This is a genomic window from Prevotella sp. Rep29 (genome assembly GCF_019551475.1).
GTDB lineage: Bacteria > Bacteroidota > Bacteroidia > Bacteroidales > Bacteroidaceae > Prevotella.
The window spans coordinates 1053158-1072131 of sequence record NZ_CP047159.1 but is presented as its reverse complement, the minus strand read 5'-3'; the positions used below and the strand labels follow the sequence as shown (position 1 = coordinate 1072131).

Annotated in this window: 17 protein-coding genes and 1 tRNA gene; 5 read left to right on the top strand and 13 right to left on the bottom strand. The window is 50.7% G+C overall.

What is annotated here, in order from left to right; genetic code table 11:
- The first annotated feature begins 22 nt into the window (after positions 1-22).
- Positions 23-2188, top strand: coding sequence for a Tex family protein (locus tag GRF55_RS04570; RefSeq protein ID WP_220369351.1), 2166 nt, complete (start codon positions 23-25; stop codon positions 2186-2188).
- Here the strand turns inward: GRF55_RS04570 and GRF55_RS04565 are convergent.
- The 10 genes from GRF55_RS04565 to GRF55_RS04520 form a co-directional block, all read right to left on the bottom strand.
- A complete protein-coding gene (locus GRF55_RS04565) occupies positions 2153-2779 on the bottom strand; it encodes a DUF2284 domain-containing protein (protein WP_220369350.1) in 627 nt (208 codons plus the stop codon). The genes GRF55_RS04570 and GRF55_RS04565 overlap by 36 nt on opposite strands.
- Before the next feature lie 126 nt (positions 2780-2905).
- On the bottom strand, positions 2906-3250 hold the full coding sequence (gene rplT, locus GRF55_RS04560; protein WP_220369349.1) for a 50S ribosomal protein L20: 345 nt from the start codon (positions 3248-3250) through the stop codon (positions 2906-2908).
- Between the two features lie 30 nt (positions 3251-3280).
- Positions 3281-3478 (bottom strand): 50S ribosomal protein L35, encoded by a 198-nt coding sequence (gene rpmI / locus GRF55_RS04555; RefSeq protein ID WP_220369348.1) that lies wholly within the window; start codon positions 3476-3478, stop codon positions 3281-3283.
- A gap of 77 nt (positions 3479-3555) precedes the next feature.
- Entirely contained in the window at positions 3556-4242 is a 687-nt protein-coding gene (gene infC, locus GRF55_RS04550; RefSeq protein ID WP_220369347.1) for a translation initiation factor IF-3, read from the bottom strand.
- 152 nt (positions 4243-4394) lie between these two features.
- A tRNA-Arg gene (locus GRF55_RS04545) sits at positions 4395-4469 on the bottom strand.
- Positions 4470-4571: 102 nt separating this feature from the next.
- The gene (locus tag GRF55_RS04540) at positions 4572-6236 is read right to left on the bottom strand and encodes a hypothetical protein (RefSeq protein WP_220369346.1); all 1665 of its coding nucleotides are present in this window, start codon (positions 6234-6236) and stop codon (positions 4572-4574) included.
- 23 nt (positions 6237-6259) lie between these two features.
- Positions 6260-7795 (bottom strand): replicative DNA helicase, encoded by a 1536-nt coding sequence (gene dnaB, locus GRF55_RS04535; RefSeq protein ID WP_220369345.1) that lies wholly within the window; start codon positions 7793-7795, stop codon positions 6260-6262.
- Between the two features lie 93 nt (positions 7796-7888).
- Positions 7889-9523, bottom strand: coding sequence for a glutamine-hydrolyzing GMP synthase (gene guaA, locus GRF55_RS04530; protein WP_220369344.1), 1635 nt, complete (start codon positions 9521-9523; stop codon positions 7889-7891).
- Between the two features lie 205 nt (positions 9524-9728).
- On the bottom strand, positions 9729-10559 hold the full coding sequence (locus GRF55_RS04525) for a nucleotidyltransferase family protein (protein WP_255563838.1): 831 nt from the start codon (positions 10557-10559) through the stop codon (positions 9729-9731).
- A 30-nt stretch (positions 10560-10589) separates the two neighbouring features.
- Positions 10590-10916 (bottom strand): multidrug efflux SMR transporter, encoded by a 327-nt coding sequence (locus GRF55_RS04520; protein ID WP_220369343.1) that lies wholly within the window; start codon positions 10914-10916, stop codon positions 10590-10592.
- A gap of 154 nt (positions 10917-11070) precedes the next feature.
- On the opposite strand from GRF55_RS04520, the gene GRF55_RS04515 reads away from it, so the two are divergent.
- The 3 genes from GRF55_RS04515 to GRF55_RS04505 all read left to right on the top strand — a co-directional run bounded on the left by GRF55_RS04515 (position 11071) and on the right by GRF55_RS04505 (position 13871).
- Positions 11071-12354, top strand: coding sequence for a putative DNA modification/repair radical SAM protein (locus GRF55_RS04515; protein WP_220369342.1), 1284 nt, complete (start codon positions 11071-11073; stop codon positions 12352-12354).
- 14 nt (positions 12355-12368) lie between these two features.
- Positions 12369-13160, top strand: a complete 792-nt coding sequence (locus tag GRF55_RS04510; protein ID WP_220369341.1) for a TIGR03915 family putative DNA repair protein — start codon at positions 12369-12371, stop codon at positions 13158-13160.
- Between the two features lie 93 nt (positions 13161-13253).
- On the top strand, positions 13254-13871 hold the full coding sequence (locus GRF55_RS04505; RefSeq protein WP_220369340.1) for a hypothetical protein: 618 nt from the start codon (positions 13254-13256) through the stop codon (positions 13869-13871).
- Positions 13872-13966: 95 nt separating this feature from the next.
- Here GRF55_RS04505 and GRF55_RS04500 read toward each other — a convergent pair whose 3' ends face one another.
- From GRF55_RS04500 to GRF55_RS04490, 3 genes are all read right to left on the bottom strand, one after another.
- Positions 13967-15535 (bottom strand): RNase adapter RapZ, encoded by a 1569-nt coding sequence (locus tag GRF55_RS04500; RefSeq protein ID WP_220369339.1) that lies wholly within the window; start codon positions 15533-15535, stop codon positions 13967-13969.
- Positions 15536-15719: 184 nt separating this feature from the next.
- Positions 15720-17348 carry a chaperonin GroEL gene (gene groL / locus GRF55_RS04495; protein ID WP_220369338.1) on the bottom strand — a complete coding sequence of 543 codons (1629 nt, stop codon included), beginning with the start codon at positions 17346-17348 and terminating at the stop codon, positions 15720-15722.
- 46 nt (positions 17349-17394) lie between these two features.
- Positions 17395-17664, bottom strand: coding sequence for a co-chaperone GroES (locus tag GRF55_RS04490; RefSeq protein WP_220369337.1), 270 nt, complete (start codon positions 17662-17664; stop codon positions 17395-17397).
- Between the two features lie 263 nt (positions 17665-17927).
- Here GRF55_RS04490 and GRF55_RS04485 point away from each other — a divergent pair, with 263 nt between their 5' ends.
- A complete protein-coding gene (locus tag GRF55_RS04485; protein ID WP_220369336.1) occupies positions 17928-18800 on the top strand; it encodes a neutral zinc metallopeptidase in 873 nt (290 codons plus the stop codon).
- Positions 18801-18974: the final 174 nt, after the last annotated feature.

The following is an 18974-nucleotide window of genomic DNA, read 5'->3' as shown; positions in this document are numbered from 1 at the left end:
TACAAACAAAACCGAGACCGACATGAATATATTCACGAAAATGATTGCCAGCGAACTGGCACTGAAAGAAGGCAATGTGGAAAACACATTGGCGCTACTCGAGCAGGGATGTACCATCCCGTTTATTGCACGCTACCGGAAAGAGCGCACAGGAGGACTGGACGAAATACAAATCGGGCAGATTGCCACATTATATAATAAGTATAAAGAGATTGCCAAACGCAAGGAGAGTATCACCAAAAGCATCACCGAACAGGAACGCATGACGCCCGAGCTCCAGAAACGCATCGAGGAATGTTGGAACACAACCGAGCTGGAAGACATTTACCTGCCCTATCGACCCAAACGGCGCACACGGGCACAAGTGGCACGCGAACAGGGACTGGAACCGCTTGCACAACTACTTTTGCTCCAACGCGAGCAACGCCCGGACGAAGCCGCAAAGCGATTTGTGAAAGGCGAAGTGGAAGACGTTGAGAGCGCACTGAAAGGAGCCATGGACATCATCGCCGAGCAAGTCAGCGAAAACGAACAGGCACGCAACACCATCCGAATGATGTTCAACAAACACGCCACCATCTCGTCCAAGGTCGTAAAAGCAAAAGCCGAAGAGGAAAATGCACAGAAATTCGCTGACTACTTCAATTGGTCAGAACCGCTGAAACGATGCTCCGCACACCGGCTGCTCGCCATGCGCCGAGGCGAGGAGGAAGGCTTCCTGCGCGTCAGCATATCAGCCGACAACGAGGAGTGTGTCAGCCGGCTGCAACGGCAATTTGTCAGAGGTTCCTCACCATGCGGAAAACTGGTAGGAGAAGCGGTGGAAGATGCTTACAAACGATTGCTCGAACCGTCGATAGAGAACGAATTTGCTGCCCTCAGCAAAGAGCGGGCAGACGAAGAATGTATCGCCGTTTTTGCCGAAAACCTGCGGCAACTGTTGCTCGCTGCACCGTTAGGACAAAAGCGGGTGATGGGCATCGACCCCGGATTCCGAACGGGATGCAAAGTGGTTTGCCTCGACGCACAGGGAAACCTGCTGCACCACGAAGCCATATTCCCCCACCCTCCCGTCAACCGCCGCATGCAGGCAACCATGCACCTCATGAAGATGCTGAAAGATTATCAGATTGAAGCGATTGCTATCGGCAACGGCACAGCCAGCCGTGAGACGGGCGACTTTGTGAAAGACACATTGAAGGAACTGGAGAAAGAGACTGCAGGCACACATACAGTCAGAGTCTTCACCGTCAGCGAGGACGGAGCGTCGGTATATTCCGCATCGAAAACCGCTCGCGAAGAGTTTCCCGATGAAGACGTGACCGTGCGGGGTGCCGTGAGCATTGGCAGACGACTGATGGACCCGCTGGCTGAACTGGTGAAGATTGACCCGAAAAGCATCGGCGTCGGGCAATACCAACACGACGTGGATCAGTCGGCACTCAAGAGGAGTCTGGACATGACCGTCGAGAGTTGCGTCAACCTGGTGGGAGTCAACCTGAACACAGCATCGCAACACCTGCTCACGTACGTCAGCGGATTAGGACCGGCATTGGCAAAGAACATTGTTGAATACCGGCGGGAACATGGCGCTTTCACCGCACGCACACAACTCAAGCGAGTGGCACGCCTTGGTGAGAGCGCATTCGAGCAATGTGCCGGATTCCTGCGCATCCCCGAATCAAACAACCCGCTCGACAACAGCGCAGTACACCCCGAGAGTTATCCAATCGTCGAACAAATGGCAAAAGATTGCGGGTGCTCGGTGGCTGAACTTATCAACGACAAAGAGCGCCAAAAGAATATTCGCATCGAAAACTACACCACGGCAGACATCGGTCTCCCCACCTTGACCGACATTATGCGCGAACTGGAAAAACCGGGACGCGACCCACGCGAGCAGATTGAAGAGTTTGAGTTCGACCCAAACGTGCAAACCATTGATGATTTAGAAGAAGGAATGGTGCTACCGGGCATCGTCACCAACATCACCAACTTCGGAGCGTTCGTCGATATTGGCGTTCACCAAGACGGATTGGTACATGTCTCACAACTCGCTGACCGCTTCGTGCGCGATGCTAACGAGATAGTGAAACTCCATCAGCATGTGACGGTGCGCGTCAAGGAGGTTGACCATCGGAGAAACCGCATATCACTGAGCATGAAGGGCATCAAAACCAAGAAGTGAAGATGGCGTTTCGGCGATTTCGCCCTTCACAAACAGCGCCGTGACAAGCACCAGATATTCGGGCAGCTCTATTCCCGTTGCCCATTTCAGTTCCATGCCGAGCAACTGACTGGCTGTCTTGCTGATGTCGAAGCCCACCGACTCCAAGGAGTGACGCATCTGCTCCGGGTGACGGCAAGGCTCGTTCTTCAACCGTGCACACGGCTCAGGCGCACAGAGGAAACATTTGGCTCCCGTAAACGAAAGACTACCGGGGTATTCCTTTTCCAATTGGCGATGACACTCGTCCATCAGCTTGATGGCAGTCTCCATCGCCTCGTTTGATGCTTCATTGCGTTCCTTCGCAGTAGTAAACGAATGGCGGTACGCCTCGTCGAACGTAATCTTCGTGCCGAGAATCATCACTTGCTGATAGCCGGCGATATAGGTGTCAACATCAAAGTCATAAGGCGGACACGACCAACGCTTCCCATACTGACCGCATTGCTTGCAATAGCCCATAAAACGCTCCTTGTCGCGGTAATCGCGCACATAGTCTTCCAACGGAATGGTTGCCGTGACATGTGTCAAAGTAAATGCTTCGTGAGTCATCTTTATTTATGTTTTCAGCATACAAATCTACAAAAAATATCTGAAGATTTCTCTAATAACCACAAAAAAGTGGCGACAGCCCCGTCTGGAAGCTGCCGCCACTCTCGTCAAATATATTCATTCTTTTTACTTCACTTTTGCCACAATCGCCTTGAAGGCTTCGGGATTGTTTACTGCGAGGTCAGCCAGTACTTTGCGGTTGATTTCGATACCAGCCTTGTGCATAGCGCCCATGAACTGCGAATAACTCATTCCTTCCATGCGTGCAGCAGCGTTGATACGCTGAATCCACAATGCGCGGAATGTACGTTTCTTATTACGACGATCGCGATAAGCATAGGTGAGACCTTTCTCCCAAGTGTTCTTGGCTACTGTCCAAACATTCTTACGGGCTCCGAAATAACCTTTCGTGAGTTTCAGGATTCTTGTTCTTTTTGCTTTAGAAGCAACGTGATTTACTGATCTTGGCATAATTTTTCTCCTTTTTAATTTTTAATGTGATTAACGGAGGCAGAGCAAATCGCGTACCTGCTTCATGTTCGACCTGTCAACGAGTGTCTGGTGCACCAGATTTCGTTTTTGTTTCTTTGTTTTCTTTGTCAGAATGTGGCTGTGATAAGCGTGGTTACGCTTGATCTTGCCTGTTCCGGTGAAGCGGAAACGCTTCTTAGCTCCGGAGTTTGTTTTTACTTTTGGCATTGTTTTTATTGTTTTAAATTGTTATTAAATTACGAGCGGCAACGCATATACCGGGCGTTACGCGCATCGCGTTCTTCTCATTCCTGTTCTTTCAGTCTTTCAAGGGCATCGCTACTAATCTTCGCATTGGCGAGCAATCCATTCTCCACTGCCGACGCTTCCTTCTGCTGACGAGCCGTCTCCTTGGCTTCCGCCTCACGTTTCTCACGGTCCATCTTCTGTTGGCTCTTCTTAGCTACGCCCGCTTTCTTCGGCGACATGATGATTGCCATCTTCTTGCCTTCAAGTGCCGGCAACTGTTCAACCTTTCCGTACTCCTCCAAATCGTTGGCAAAACGGAGCAGAAGCACTTCTCCCTGCTCTTTGAACAGAATGGAGCGACCACGGAAAAAGACAAAAGCGCGCACTTTGTTACCTTCTTCCAAAAACTCCTTGGCATGCTTAAGTTTGAAGTTGTAGTCGTTCTCGCCCGTCTGCGGACCGAAACGAATTTCTTTCACTTCCACCTTCACCTGCTTCGCCTTCATTTCTTTCTGGCGTTTTTTCTGCTGATAGAGGAATTTGGAATAGTCGATGAGGCGACAAACTGGCGGCTGTGCATTGGGAGATATTTCCACAAGGTCAACACCCTCCTGGCGAGCCAAGTCCAACGCTTGGCGCAAAGGCATCACTGAAGACTCGCCATCGCTGACGACACGCACTTCACGTGCCCGAATCTGTTCGTTCACTCGATACTGATTTTCTTTTTTCTTGTCGTTTCTCATTCAACTGGTTTACATTAAGCGGCTGCAAAGGTACGAAAAAGAATGTAAAGTGCAAAACAAAAAGGACTTATTTTTTTGTTCCGTCAAAATTCATCGACAAAAAAGAACGGAAATCAGAATCAACTTCTAATTTCCGGTCTCTTGTCATTTCGTGATTCCGTTGGGGCTCGAACCCAAGACCCACAGCTTAGAAGGCTGTTGCTCTAATCCAACTGAGCTACGGAACCATCGTAATCGGCTGCAAAATTAGTCTTTTTTCGGTTTGCCACCAAATATTTGGACAGAAAGTTTGCAACCTTTGTCTTTGTTTTCTCTATTTTAGAAAGTTGTCATTTGTATTTATCAATGAGCGATTGTGCCTGCTCATTTCCAAGTTCTTTTGCCTTTTGCAGGTCGTCAAGCCCTTGTTTTTTCCGCCCTTGCTGAACGGCTGCCAGCCCTCTCAGCAAGTAACCTTCTGCATATTCCGGTGCCATTTTGACGCAGTTGTCGGCGGTGGCAAAAGCTTCCTCTTTCATGTTCACGCGAAGAAGCAGCGATGCTTTTTCTGCAAGGTACATCGGCTCGCCCGGTGCGAGCATGATTGCCCGGTTAATGTCTTCGAGTGCTTGCTTGTAGAGTTTTCCTTTCACCTCGCACTGCTCGCGCATATAGTAGAAGTCTGCTCCTATCCTTCCTACCATCAGAGTGTCATACACATTATAATCCCTGACAGCACGGCGATATTCCCCGATTTCTTCAAGATACATTCCCCTTGCCAAGAGGTAGGGAGCCGATATTGGCAGCAATGGTTTCGGACAAACAGCGACCGCACTATCAAGAAGCTCCAGCACTTCGCTTTGCGGAGCATTCAGCATTTTCTTGCATTGTGCTCCTTCATAATAGAGTTCTGAATTTCTGATCGGCGTTTTGGTCAGGTCTATAAATGTGTCGTATGCTTTTTGGTAGTCGCCCTTGACGTAATCTATCTGTGCCTGCAAGTGGCGATAGATGGGCAGCGGACTGACATCGTATGCTTTTTGCGCTTCTTCATAAGCTTTGTCAAGGCTCCAGGCGGTATATGGTTTGTCTGCCTGATAGAGTTCTTTCTGATAGATGAGATTGGCGTAGGCAAAGTGTACTTCATCCTTTTTCTCTGCATATTTAAGCGCCGTCTCCATGTCGCGTGTCGCTTTTTCGAAATCGCCGGCAGCCATGCTGATTCCGGCGCGTGTGACATATCCGTCGTGTGCCGTTGGGAATTTTTTGATAAATGACTCTACCAAAGCAACATATGCAGCAGAGTCATATTGTTCGGCTGACATCATCAACGGCAGCAACGCCTGTTCTTTGTCATCGGGCAAGTCGATACGGATTTTTGTGCGTCGCAAAGTTGAGTTATTTGCCGACAGTGCTTCCGGTTTGAAAGATGCTATGTAGAGGGCACTCGTACCGGAGCTTTTGCCTGCCTCTGAAGAGGGCTGCAGCAGAGCTACGACCTCTCCGTTCGCAGCGACCAACGGACATCCCGTCAATTCCGGCTCTACCGATGGCGTCAAAACATAATATAAATAGGTGTCCATGAATTTCTCCGTCTGCGACACATTCATCTCCATCGTCGAAGCTTTTTTAGCGGAAGGAGACACTGCCCACAGCTTGCTCTCCTTGTCGGACGGTGTTTTTGCCAGTGTCACGGGTGTGAAACGTCCTTCGACGCGAAACTTTACCACGTCGTAGAGTTCGTTGGCACCACAGACGCAATCCACGGGATAGGTTTTTCCGCTGCCATCTGTCACTTCCGCCCGCACTGCACCGATAAAGGGTTTCCACTCACTGAGTGCCAGTCCGTCGGAAGAAATGAAAAAGCCGTGCGAGGTGGCGATTACCGTACCATCCTCGCTATAAGTTGTCAGCGTGAAGACCGAGCGTCCCACTTTCTGCACAGCTGAAGATTGTGCAGATGCCTGTCCGAGTACTGTCAGCAGGCATACATATATCAATATTATTTTTTTCATGCGATGTTCGTCTTATCTGTTTATCATCCCTCTAAAAATGCGGGGCGTTCCATGTCGCCTCCGCCGAACGGGTCGCCTTCGGGGCCGTTCATCTTTGAATCGATATATCCGCCTGCCGGTGGAGCGGCATAGGATGTTGACGTATTCCGATTATTCTCAAAGCGTGTATATTCTTGCCTGAATGCAAGCAAGACATCACCCGTAGCGCCTTTACGATGTTTTGCTATGATGGCAAAAGCCTTTCCACGCAGGTTTCCGTTCTTGTTGTCTTCATATATCTTATAATATTCCGGTCGGTGGACGAAAATCACCATATCGGCATCTTGCTCTATGGCACCCGACTCACGCAAATCGCTCAGTTGCGGACGCTTGCCGTCAACTCCTTCCACCGAATTATCGCGTGTGTCCACACTACGGTTCAGCTGTGAAAGGGCTATAATCGGCACATTCAGTTCCTTGGCAAGTCCTTTGAGTGAACGGCTGATGGTCGAGACCTCTTCCTGACGGCTTCCAAAGCGTATTCCGCTGGCATTCATCAGCTGCAGATAGTCTATCATGATGATTTTTACGCCTTTCTCGCGCACCAGTCGCCGTGCCTTTGTACGCAACTCGAAAATCGACAAGTTGGACGAATCGTCCACATAAAGAGGTGTTCCATACAACCTGCTGATCATCTTGTCGAAGCGCATCCACTCCTCCTTGTCAAGCTGTCCGCTAAGGATTTTTGTACCTGAGATTTCGCAGACATTCGATATCAAGCGGTTAGCCAACTGCACGTTAGTCATTTCAAGCGAGAAGAAAGCGATTGGAATCTGGTGGTCAACGGCAATATTCTTCGCGATGGAAAGGGCGAACGATGTCTTTCCCATTGCAGGACGTCCGGCTATGATAATCAAGTCGCTCGGCTGCCATCCTGCCGTAATCTTGTCCAGGTCGTCCATGCCGCTGGGGATTCCCGTCAATCCATTCTCCTGCCGGCTCGCCGCACTCTGAATCGCCTCGGTAGCCAATTTCAGTACGGGGTCGATATGCATATAGTCGGAGCGCATATTCTTCTGCGACAGTTCAAATAATTGCGCCTCTGCCTCCTGCATCAGTTCATCTACGTTCACCGTCTCGTCGAACGCAGACGTACTCAGTTTGCTGGCATACGTTATCAACTGTCGCGCAAGATGCTTTTGCGCAAGAATCTGGGCATGGTATTCTATATGGGCGGAAGATACCACCTGCGAACTCAGCTCGACGATATATCCGGGACCGCCCACATTTTCCAACTCGTTTTCACGCTTCAGCTGTTCGGTCACGGTCATGATATCCACCGGACGCTCTTCGATACTCAGCGCTTGTATGGCATGGTATATCTTCTGGTGGCGCGGCTCATAAAATGTCTCGGGGTGCAAACGTTCGCTCACCACCGAAAAGGCGTCCTCATCAATCATCAAAGCACCGAGCACCACTCGCTCGATATCCGTCGCCTGCGGTTGCAGATGACCATACGACATGTCTATCTCCTGCGTCTTGCGTGCACGCGGTTTCGTGTTATTTGTTTTCTCTGGCATAAATCAATTCCATTTGTATTTTGGTTTGCAAAAATAAGAAAAAAAGATGAAAGGGACTGTAATATGCCTTTTCTTTTTTCTTATTCTCCACTCCTACTCCCACTCTATAGTCGAAGGCGGTTTGGAGGAGATGTCGTAGCAGACGCGGTTGACACCATGCACCTTGTTGATGATCTCATTAGACACTTTCGCCATGAAGTCGTAAGGCAGATGCGCCCAGTCGGCTGTCATCGCATCGGTACTGGTCACGGCGCGCAGGGCTACAGGATGCTCATAGGTACGCTCGTCGCCCATCACACCGACGCTGCGGACGGTAGAGAGCAACACGGCTCCTGCCTGCCAAATCTGGTCGTAAAGGGAAACTTCTATCTCGCCATCCTGCATCTGTGCGGGAACACCCGCAGCCAACACTCGGCGCGCAGCTTCTCCCGTGAGTTTCTCTTTATATTCGCGCAAGCCGCGGATGTAGATATCGTCGGCATCTTGCAGGATGCGCACCTTCTCGGGAGTGATGTCGCCAAGTATGCGCACCGCCAGTCCCGGTCCCGGGAACGGATGCCGGGTGATGAGATGTTCGGGCATTCCGAGTTGCCGACCGACACGGCGCACCTCGTCTTTGAACAGCCACTTCAATGGCTCGCACAACTGCAAGTGCATCTCTTCGGGGAGTCCGCCCACGTTGTGATGGCTCTTGATGACCTTGCCCGTGATGTTGAGCGACTCGATGCAGTCGGGATAGATAGTGCCCTGTGCCAGCCAGCGGGCATCGGTTATCTTCTTCGCCTCCGAATTGAACACCTCAACGAAGTCGCGACCTATGATTTTCCGCTTCTGTTCGGGGTCGGTCACGCCTTTCAAATCAGCGAAAAACTTCTCACTGGCATCTACTCCAATGACGTTCAATCCCAAGCCTTTATAGTCTTCCATCACCTGCGCGAACTCATTCTTGCGCAACATGCCGTGGTCAACGAAAATACAAGTGAGGTTCTTACCGATTGCCTTGTTGAGCAAAACGCCGGCAACACTCGAGTCAACACCGCCGGAAAGACCGAGAATGACACGGTCGCTGCCAATCTGCTCTTTCAGCTCTGCCACCGTCGTATCGATGAATGAGGCTGCGCTCCAATCCTGTCGAGAGCCGCAGATGTCAACCACAAAGTTATTCAACAGCAACGAACCCTGAACGGAATGGAACACCTCCGGATGAAACTGAACTGCCCAGACGGAAGCCTCACTCCCGCCCATGCCAAGTGGAGAGGGAGCCCAATAGGCTGCATACTTCACATCTGCCGTCGAAGCGATACATTTGAAGCCTTCGGGGATGGCGGTGATAGAGTCGCCATGACTCATCCACACCTGTGAGTTTTGCTCGAATCCTTTAAAGAGAGCATTCTGAGTATCAACCGTTTGCAGATGCGCACGACCATACTCACGCGTATCGGTCTTCTCCACTCTTCCACCATTTGTGTGGGAGATGAATTGCGCCCCATAGCAGATGCCCAGCACGGGTATTTTTCCTACAAATTGGCTGAGGTCAACCTGAAATGCCTCGGGGTCGTGAACGGAATATGGCGAGCCGCTGAGAATCACTCCGATGACTGATTCATCGCCTACGGGAAACTTATTGTACGGGAGAATTTCACAAAACGTATCCAGTTCACGCACACGGCGACCAATCAGCTGGGTGGTTTGCGAACCGAAGTCGAGAATGATAATTTTCTGAGTCATGGCTTCATTTTTTATAATGGTGTATTACGTTATTTCGTTATTACGACATTATGACATTTTGATATCATGGCATTCTTTTGTGCTACAAAATTAGCAAAAAAAAATCATCCGTGCAAGAAACGTATCGCAAAAACGCCACATCTACACCACGCAAACATATCATTTGCGTCGCACAAACATAGTATTTACATTTTAAGAAGCATAGTCAGACGTGCTCCTGGAGGAACGTTTCAGCAGCGTCGAGTGAGTCGAGTTTGCCTACGTCGAGGATGTGGAGGTCATCTTTGATACAGCCATAGATGCGGGTACGATGGCAGGTCTGCAGATAGAAGTCCATAATGGGGAAACGCTCGGGGAAGCGTTCCATCAAGGGGAACAAGCGGGGCGAGAAGGAATGGATACCTGAGAAAGCAAAGGCATAGAGAGCCTCCTCCAATCCGCCCTCTGTGGAGGAGGTTTCAAACGGTGGACGCTGTTCGCTGACAATCGCTCTGTAACTGTCATCTATAGTAACCTTGGCATTGCGCAGCCATGGGAACGGACTCTTCACTTCCCCCGTCTCCACATTCATCCATCCCATCAGCCGCATGGCATGGTCGAAAAGGAGATAGCGCTTGGTCTTCCGCCGGCTCACGAGCAACACGGCATCTTCGCTGTCGAGGTGCTGCCGGTAGAACCACTCGTAATCGACGTTGTCGAGAATATCGACATTATGGATGAGCAACGGAGTTTCGTCGTCGAACAAGGGAATGGCTTTCTTGATACCTCCGCCTGTTTCCAAGAGCGCCTCACGCTCATCGGAGATACGTATGTCGATGCCGAAATGGTCGTTGGCTACCAGATAGTCGATGATTTGCTGAGCGAAGTGGTGAACGTTGACGACAATATGCGTATATCCTGCGTCTTTCAGGCGGAGGACGACGTGTCTGAGCAGCGGCTCTCCCCCTACCCTCACCAATGCTTTTGGCATCGTGTCGGTCAGTGGTTTGAGACGTGTCCCCAATCCTGCTGCAAATATCATGGCTTGCTTGCTCATACGCCTTTCGTTCACTTTTTTGCTTGTTCGCTATGATGATATCATCTTCAATCCGATGATGGAGACGATGAGCATCGTGATGAAAAAGAGTCGCCAAAAGGTTGCCGGTTCATGGAAGATGAAAATTCCGATGAGCACCGTTCCCACAGCTCCGATGCCTGTCCACACAGGATAAGCCGTTCCGAGCGGCAGGGAATGCGTCACTTTTGCCAACAATCCCATGCTGATGAACGTGAAAACGAGGAATCCTCCCATCCATGCCCACCACTCAATGCCAGTAACCGACTTTGCCCGACCAAGGCAATAGGTGAATCCCACCTCGCAAAGTCCTGCAACGACTAACAATATCCAGTTCATAATCATGTACCCCCCCTTTTTTTCCTTACGCATCCCCTCGCTTGGCGGGGATTGTCCGAATCTCTAAGGGCGGTGCAAAGATACAACTTTTTGCGTGAAAAGTTTTTCTTTTTCATCGCTTTTCTTCTAAAAAAAACGTACCTTTGTCAGACCTATGCTGACGGAAAAGACCATAGAAAAGCTACGAATACTGACAGAATCGGCAAAGTACGACGTTTCGTGCTCGTCGAGCGGAACTGTGCGAGGAGGAAAGAAAGGCATGGTGGGCAATACTGTCGGCGGCGTGGGCATTTGCCACTCGTTTGCCGACGACGGGCGGTGCATCTCATTGCTGAAGGTGATGCTCACGAACCATTGCATGTATGACTGTGCCTATTGCATCAACCGCCGCTCGAACGACATCCAAAGGGCAACCCTCTCCGTCAGCGAACTGGAAGAAATCACGATGGAGTTTTATCGCCGGAACTATATCGAAGGGCTCTTTCTCTCGAGCGGAGTGGTGCGCAACCCCGACTATACGATGGAACGGCTGACAGCCATCGTACGCGACCTGCGGACCATACACCGCTTCAACGGGTATATTCACCTGAAAACCATTCCCGGGGCAAGCCGCGAATTGCTGACCGAAGCGGGACGATACGCCGACCGCATGAGCGTGAACATCGAGATAGCAAAGGAAGATTCGCTCAAACAGCTCGCACCGGAGAAAGACCATCAAAGCGTGTTCCGACCGATGCAACTCATACAACAAGGCGTATTGGAGAACAAGGAAGACCGACGACGCTACCGACACACCCCGCGATTCGTGCCGGCAGGACAATCCACACAGATGATTGTCGGCGCCACAAAGGAAACCGACCGCGACATACTCAAGATGTCGTCGGCTCTCTACGGACAACCGTCCATGCGGCGTGTGTATTATTCCGGCTACATCAGCGTGAACACGTACGACAAACGGCTGCCTGTGCTGAAACAACCGCCGTTGGTGCGCGAAAACCGACTCTACCAAGCCGACTGGCTGATGCGCTTCTATCACTTCAGAGTGGATGAAATCGTGGACGACAAACACACACACCTCGACCTTGACATCGATCCGAAACTGGCATGGGCACTACGCCACCCGGAGGTGTTTCCCATAGACATCAACAGCGCCGACTACGAGATGATTCTACGCGTGCCGGGCATAGGGACGAAGTCGGCATGGCTCATTGTCAACTCGCGACGCTTCAACCGCATCACCTCATATCACCTGAAGAAAATGGGTGTAGTCATGAAAAAGGCGAAATACTTCATCACCTGCGGCGAACTGACTGCCACCTACTCGCAACCCATCATCGGCATCAACGAACTTCGCCCCGAACGCCTGCGCCCACTGCTCATTAGCAAGGCTCAACAGAAAAGAGCCGCCGCAGAACGACAACTCACACTCGACTTCTAAACAAAGAAAAAAACGTGCTCGTCTATACTTTCGACCAGACATTTGACGGTGTGCTCTCTGCCGTCTTCGATGCCTTCTTCCGGCATCAAGAGCCCGACATGCTGATGGGTGAAGGCGAGCAACTGCCGCTCTTCTGTGACGAGACTTGGCACGTCACAACCACCGAAGAGAAAGCGTCAAGGGTATGGAAAGGACTCGAAAAGCTGCTCACGAAAGAAGCCATGCGGCTCATTATGGTCAGCTGGCTCTCAGAGGAAAAGGAACTGAGCACACCGCTCCTACATTATATATATAAGGTGTTCAAAACGGGGAAATCCGTTGAGCGCAACTTCTCCGATGCCGACGTGCTCCACGTGACGAACACGGCACGGCGAGTGATGCACGAACAGCTGAGAATGAAACAATTCATCCGATTCCAAAAAGCAAAAGACGGAACCTACCTCGGTGTCGTCTCGCCCGACAACAACGTGTTGCCACTCATCATCGACCACTTCCGCGACCGCTTTGGCGACCAGGCGTGGCTCATCTATGACGCCAAGCACAAATACGGCTACTATTACTCACCCTCGGAGACTGGAGACGAGGCGCTGACACGCATCACCTTTGAAGACGAAAACACCCTGCCCTTCTCGCTTGAAGATGGAAAAATGAGCGAGGGAATCCTAAGCGAGAACGACCGCTTGTTCCAAAACCTCTGGCAGACCTACTTCAAAGCCATCTGCATCAAGGAACGCATGAATCCCCGCAAACAACTCAGCGACATGCCCCGAAGATATTGGAAATACATGACCGAGAAACAATCATAAATATTTTTACCATCTGCTTGCTGTTTTTAGGATTTTTTCTATCTTTGTAACCGACAGATTTACTCAACCATTTCCTTTATAAACAAACTCAGAATGATGATGAAGAAAGTTTTTCTATTGTTGCTAACCTTGCTGCCTTCCATAACTGAGGCGCAAACCCTGAAACCTGAAGGTGCATCGGCAGAGGATGTGCTGCCTGAAGGATGGACGAGTAGCCATGCCTACGGCGACCTGAACAAAGACGGCATCAAGGATATGGTGTTGATAGCGCTTCCGCCTCGCCGGAACATGGCTCCCAAGCTTGCCGTCTATTGGGGAAAAGGCGGCGACCGCTATGTCCGTTGGCGCGTGTACGATGCTTTGTCGGCTATCGACAATGATAACGAGATAATAGACTACATGCTTTCCGTCACCGCCAGGGGTGTGCTGCGCTTGGACCAAAGCACCTTCTTCAGCAGCGGCAGTTGGAACAACTACAACGACACCTACATGTTCCGATTCCAGCAGGGCGATTTCTTCCTCATCGGCGAGGAGCATGAGACGATGGCGAGAAATACGGGTATTGCCGAGAAGGTGAGCACGAACTATCTCACCCATAAGCAACAGACGCAGAAGTATAGTGTAATGAAAGACGTCGAATACACCCCTACTGAGAGTTGGAAACAGTTGCCAAAGAAACCGCTCCAGTCGCTCTCAAAGTGGCATAATTAGTTGCGTTCCAACTCCTTGCCCTACTTCTTAAAGCTATCAATAAGAAAAGCAGGCAGCCGTTTGGTTGCCTGCTTTCTTTTATTCTTATCCATTTCCTATTTCAATACTTGCGTGATGCCTTGTTCGCGGTGGCACACGCGCACCTCAATGCCATACTTCTCATGAATGTGTTCCGCCAGATGCTGTGCGCAATAGACGGAACGGTGCTGACCGCCCGTACAACCGAAGGAGAACATCAGCGAAGTGAAACCGCGCTGCATGTATCGTTCCACATGGTGGTCGGCAAGTTGATAGACGCTCTCGAGGAAGGTGAGAATCTCCCCGTCGTCTTCCAGGAAGCGAATGACGGGCTCGTCGAGTCCTGTAATCTGCTTGTATGGCTCGTAACGACCAGGGTTGTGCGTGGAACGGCAGTCGAACACGTAGCCTCCACCATTGCCGCTCTCATCTTCCGGTATTCCTTTATGGAAAGAAAAGCTGAATATGCGCACGACGAGCGGTCCCTTACCGTCATATTTCGAGAACGTTGCAGGACCGTCTTTCGGATTCGCATCATACACGGTGCTGTCTGTTGTCTTGTAACCATCCGAACGCTGTTTCTTCGTTTCCTGTGTAGGCGCAAATTGCGGAAGCTCTGTCAGCCGTTGCAACAAGTCCATCAAGTATGGGTAAGGGAAAGCCATCGGGGCTGACTCTTCATCGTTTTCGTCTCCCTGAACATTCATTGCAAGCAACTCACGCAGATTTTCTATTGCCGGAGGAATGCTGTCGATGAAATGTTTCTTGCGCTCAAAATATCCGCGGAAGCCGTAAGCACCGAGCACCTGCAGGGTGCGGAACAGGACAAACAGGTTCAGTCGGTGAGTGAAATGGCGTATTGACGGCACTTCGGTATAGTTTTTCAGCGCCTCGTAATACTCCTTGACCAGTTCTTGACGCAACTTGGGGGAATATCTCGCCGACGCTTGCCATAGGAACGACGCCAGATCGTAATAGACAGGTCCTTTCCTTCCGCCTTGGAAATCGATGAAATGAGGGTTGCCGTCAGCATCGAGCATCACGTTGCGCGCCTGGAAATCGCGATAGAGGAAACTGTCCATCTTCTCTTCGGTGAGGTCTTTTGCCAGCAAGCGGAAATTGGCTTCGAGCTTCAACTCATGGAAATCAAGGTCGGTAGCCTTCAGGAAACAATACTTGAAATAGTTCAAGTCGAACATCACCCCGTCCATATCGAACTCCGGCTGCGGATAGCAGTTCTCCCACTCCAATCCTCTCGCGCCGCGTATCTGTATGTTCGGAAGCTCGCGGATGGTGCGCCTCAAGAGTTCTTGTTCTTCCAAGTTGTATCTTCCGCCTGCTTCCCTGCCGCCCTGAATGGCATCAAAGAGCGAACGGCTTCCCAAATCGCTCTGCAGATAGCGCATGCCGTCGTCGCTCACGGCAAGGATTCGGGGAACGGGCAACTGACGATGTGTGAAGTGATTGGCAAGGTACGTGAAGGCGTGGTTCTCGTCACGGCTCGTGCCGATGACGCCCACGACGCTCTCGCCATCTGCATCGCACAGGCGATAATAGGTGCGGTTGCTGCCCGCACCTGCCAGTTTGTCCACCTTGGCGGGCTGCTGCCCCTTCCATTTTTCATAGAGTGATAATAGCTGCTCCATGTCTCATTCTTTTCTTCTGTTTGCAAAATTACGAAAAAATCCGATTAAGCGAGCAAGAATAGGTTCACTTTTATTCTTCGGTCGGAAGCTATTTATTCGGAATCACGCCCAGGTATATGAACAAAAAAGCCGGGCAACTTCCGCTGCCCAGCCTTCTTTCATATTCAAACAATCATGTTATTGATTACATCATACCGCCCATGCCCGGGTTACCCATCGGCATTGCCGGAGTGTCTTCCGGTTTGTCAACAATCAGGCATTCTGTCGTGAGGAACATACCTGCGATTGATGCTGCGTTTTCGAGTGCCACTCGGGCAACCTTCGCCGGGTCGATGACACCTGCCTTGCGCATGTCTTCATAAGCATCGGTGCGGGCATTGTAACCGAAGTCGTCCTTGCCCTCACGCACCTTCTGAACGACAACTGCTCCTTCGCCACCAGCGTTGAGAACAATCTGGCGGAGCGGTTCTTCGATGGCACGCTCAACGATGTTAATACCCGTCTGCTCGTCGGCATTGTCGCCCTTTATTTTTTTCAGAGCATCGAGTGCGCGGATATAGGTGATACCACCACCGGCAACAACGCCTTCCTCGATGGCTGCACGAGTAGCGCAAAGCGCATCGTCAACGCGGTCTTTCTTCTCCTTCATTTCCACTTCGCTGTTAGCACCTACATAGAGCACAGCCACGCCACCGGAGAGTTTTGCCAGACGTTCCTGGAGTTTCTCCTTGTCGTAAGAGCTGGTCGTGTTGGCAATCTCGTTCTTGATAGCTGCCACGCGGTCGGCAATCGCCTGTTTTGTTCCGGCACCACCGACGATGGTTGTGTTGTCTTTCGAGATTTCCACCTTCTCACACGTTCCGAGCATCTCGAGTGTTGCCTGCTCCAGCGACAGACCTTTCTCTTCGCTGATAACCGTTCCGCCTGTCAGCACGGCGATATCTTCGAGCATTGCCTTGCGGCGGTCGCCGAAGCCCGGAGCCTTCACGGCACATATCTTCAGGTTCGAGCGCAAGCGGTTCACAACGAGTGTCGTCAGCGCTTCAGAGTCAACGTCTTCAGCAATGACGAGCAACGGGCGTCCGCTCTCGGCTGCAGGTTGCAGGATAGGCAGGAACTCCTTGATGTTAGAAATCTTCTTGTCGTAGATAAGAATGTAAGGATGCTCCATCACGCACATCATCTTGTCGGTATCGGTCACGAAATAGCCCGACAGATAGCCGCGGTCGAACTGCATTCCTTCCACCACGTCGATGTGTGTGTCGCGGCTCTTGCTCTCTTCGATAGAGATGACACCGTCTTTCGACACCTTGCGCATAGCGTCAGCCAGCAGCTTACCGATTTCGGGGTCGTTGTTTGCGCTGACGGTCGCCACCTGTTCTATCTTGTCGTAGTTGTCGTCCACCTTCTCTGCCTTGCCCTGGATGTATTCCACCACAGCCTTGACAGCCTTGTCGATACCGCGCTTCAGGTCCATCGGGTTGGCACCGGCGGTCACGTTCTTCAAACCTTCCGTCACGATTGCCTGTGCAAGGATGGTGGCAGTCGTCGTACCGTCACCGGCATCATCGCCCGTCTTTGAAGCCACGCTCTTCACCAGCTGCGCACCGGTATTCTCAAAGTGGTCTTCCAGTTCAATCTCCTTCGCAACGGTCACACCGTCTTTCGTTATCTGCGGAGCACCGAACTTCTTCTCAATCACCACATTGCGCCCCTTCGGACCCAATGTCACTTTTACTGCGTTAGCCAACTGATCGACACCTTTCTTCAAAAGGTCGCGGGCTTCCATCTCAAATTTTATTTCCTTTGCCATAGTTATATGATTTTTTCGTTATTTCGTTATTACGTCATTCCAAAAATCACTTGATAATAGCCAGTACATCGCTCTGGCGCATCATCAGATATTTAACACCCTCAAGCTCGAGTTCCGTGCCCGAATATTTTCCGTACAACACCTCGTCGCCTGCCTTGAGAATCATCTCCTCATCCTTCGTGCCGTTGCCCACAGCCACAATCTTTCCGTGTAGAGGTTTCTCCTTTGCGGTATCGGGAATGATGATGCCGCCAACTTTCTCTTCTGCCGCTGCCGGTTCTACAAGCACGCGGTCTCCTAATGGTTGAATGTTCATAATTCTAAGTTTTTTATTGTTTAATAATTAGTAAATTCTATTTTCCTTCATAGCGAAAACCGTGCCAAAACGCCAACTTGTCAGTTCTGACACCTGAAAAAGACCAAATTGTCAGTCCCGTCTGACAAGAAAACACAACACATTATTATATATATAAGGAACGGACAACTGACACACACCACTCAAAAAATAACGATAAAAACACGTTTTTAGAAAAATATTGCTATCTTTGCATTCAAATAAATCAAAAAAAATAAATCAAAATGAGACTTGACGGAAGACGCGAAAGCGAAAATTTTGAAGACAGAAGAGGTATGAGTACCGGCATGAAAGCCGGCATCGGAGGTATCGGAGGCATCATCATGGTGGTGCTCTTCTCACTGCTCGGCGGTGGAAACCTGAATCTTGGAGACATCCTGCAACAAGTGGGAACACAGCAAATGGAACAACCCACCGGCGAATACGTATCAACCCCAGAGGAAGAAGCACAAGTGAAGTTCTGCAAACAAGTGCTCGCATCGACCGAAGACGTATGGACAGAAGTGTTCCGGAGAATGGGAAAGACCTACACCCCACCCACCATCGTCTTCTTCACCAACAGCGTGCAGAGCGCATGCGGCGGAGCAACCTCAGCCGTAGGACCATTCTACTGCTCGGGCGACCAGAAGCTCTACATCGACCTGTCGTTCTTCAAACAGATGGAAACACAGCTCAACTCGGGCGGTGACTTCGCGCGGGCATACGTCATCGCACACGAAGTGGGACACCACGTGGAAAACCTGCTCGGCATTCTCGGCAAGTGCCACGCACAAATGCAGCAGTCAAGCAAGACGAAAGCCAACCAGCTGAGCGTACGCCTCGAACTACTTGCCGACTACTACGCCGGCGTATGGGGATACTACGAAGACCAGAACTTCAACTCCATCGACGACAGCGACATACGCGACGCCATCAACTGCGCGCAGCACATCGGCGACAACTACCTGCAAGAGAAGGCACAAGGCTACTCACAACCCGAATCCTTCACCCACGGCACCTCCGCACAACGCATGAAATGGCTCCGATTAGGACTCACAAGCGGACGCATGGGCGCCAACTACTTCCCCACATTCGAGGGCGACTACAGCAATTTGTAGGAAATAATACAATACCGGCAAACGAAAAAGGCTTTCGGCACATACACCGAGAGCCTTTTTCGTATCTTTACCAACCCGTTCGCCCACACCTCATCAACGCAAGTTTGACAATTTCGCATTTCGTCGCTTAGCAGCTTGCTGCCTTTGTATATTTATGCAAGGGTAAAACGAGTG

Bases quoted from the DNA above. Each gene is read 5' to 3' on its own strand.
- GRF55_RS04570 (WP_220369351.1), top strand. From the start codon at position 23: ATGAATATATTCACGAAAATGATTGCCAGCGAACTGGCACTGAAAGAA.
- GRF55_RS04520 (WP_220369343.1), bottom strand. From the start codon at position 10,916: ATGAACTGGATATTGTTAGTCGTTGCAGGACTTTGCGAGGTGGGATTC.
- GRF55_RS04505 (WP_220369340.1), top strand. From the start codon at position 13,254: ATGATGATGAAGAAAGTTTTTCTATTGTTGCTAACCTTGCTGCCTTCC.
- dnaB (WP_220369345.1), bottom strand. From the start codon at position 7,795: ATGCCAGAGAAAACAAATAACACGAAACCGCGTGCACGCAAGACGCAG.
- infC (WP_220369347.1), bottom strand. From the start codon at position 4,242: ATGAGAAACGACAAGAAAAAAGAAAATCAGTATCGAGTGAACGAACAG.
- groL (WP_220369338.1), bottom strand. From the start codon at position 17,348: ATGGCAAAGGAAATAAAATTTGAGATGGAAGCCCGCGACCTTTTGAAG.
- GRF55_RS04565 (WP_220369350.1), bottom strand. From the start codon at position 2,779: ATGACTCACGAAGCATTTACTTTGACACATGTCACGGCAACCATTCCG.
- rpmI (WP_220369348.1), bottom strand. From the start codon at position 3,478: ATGCCAAAAGTAAAAACAAACTCCGGAGCTAAGAAGCGTTTCCGCTTC.
- GRF55_RS04490 (WP_220369337.1), bottom strand. From the start codon at position 17,664: ATGAACATTCAACCATTAGGAGACCGCGTGCTTGTAGAACCGGCAGCG.
- GRF55_RS04525 (WP_255563838.1), bottom strand. From the start codon at position 10,559: ATGAGCAAGCAAGCCATGATATTTGCAGCAGGATTGGGGACACGTCTC.
- guaA (WP_220369344.1), bottom strand. From the start codon at position 9,523: ATGACTCAGAAAATTATCATTCTCGACTTCGGTTCGCAAACCACCCAG.
- GRF55_RS04540 (WP_220369346.1), bottom strand. From the start codon at position 6,236: ATGAAAAAAATAATATTGATATATGTATGCCTGCTGACAGTACTCGGA.
- GRF55_RS04485 (WP_220369336.1), top strand. From the start codon at position 17,928: ATGAGACTTGACGGAAGACGCGAAAGCGAAAATTTTGAAGACAGAAGA.
- rplT (WP_220369349.1), bottom strand. From the start codon at position 3,250: ATGCCAAGATCAGTAAATCACGTTGCTTCTAAAGCAAAAAGAACAAGA.
- GRF55_RS04500 (WP_220369339.1), bottom strand. From the start codon at position 15,535: ATGGAGCAGCTATTATCACTCTATGAAAAATGGAAGGGGCAGCAGCCC.
- GRF55_RS04515 (WP_220369342.1), top strand. From the start codon at position 11,071: ATGCTGACGGAAAAGACCATAGAAAAGCTACGAATACTGACAGAATCG.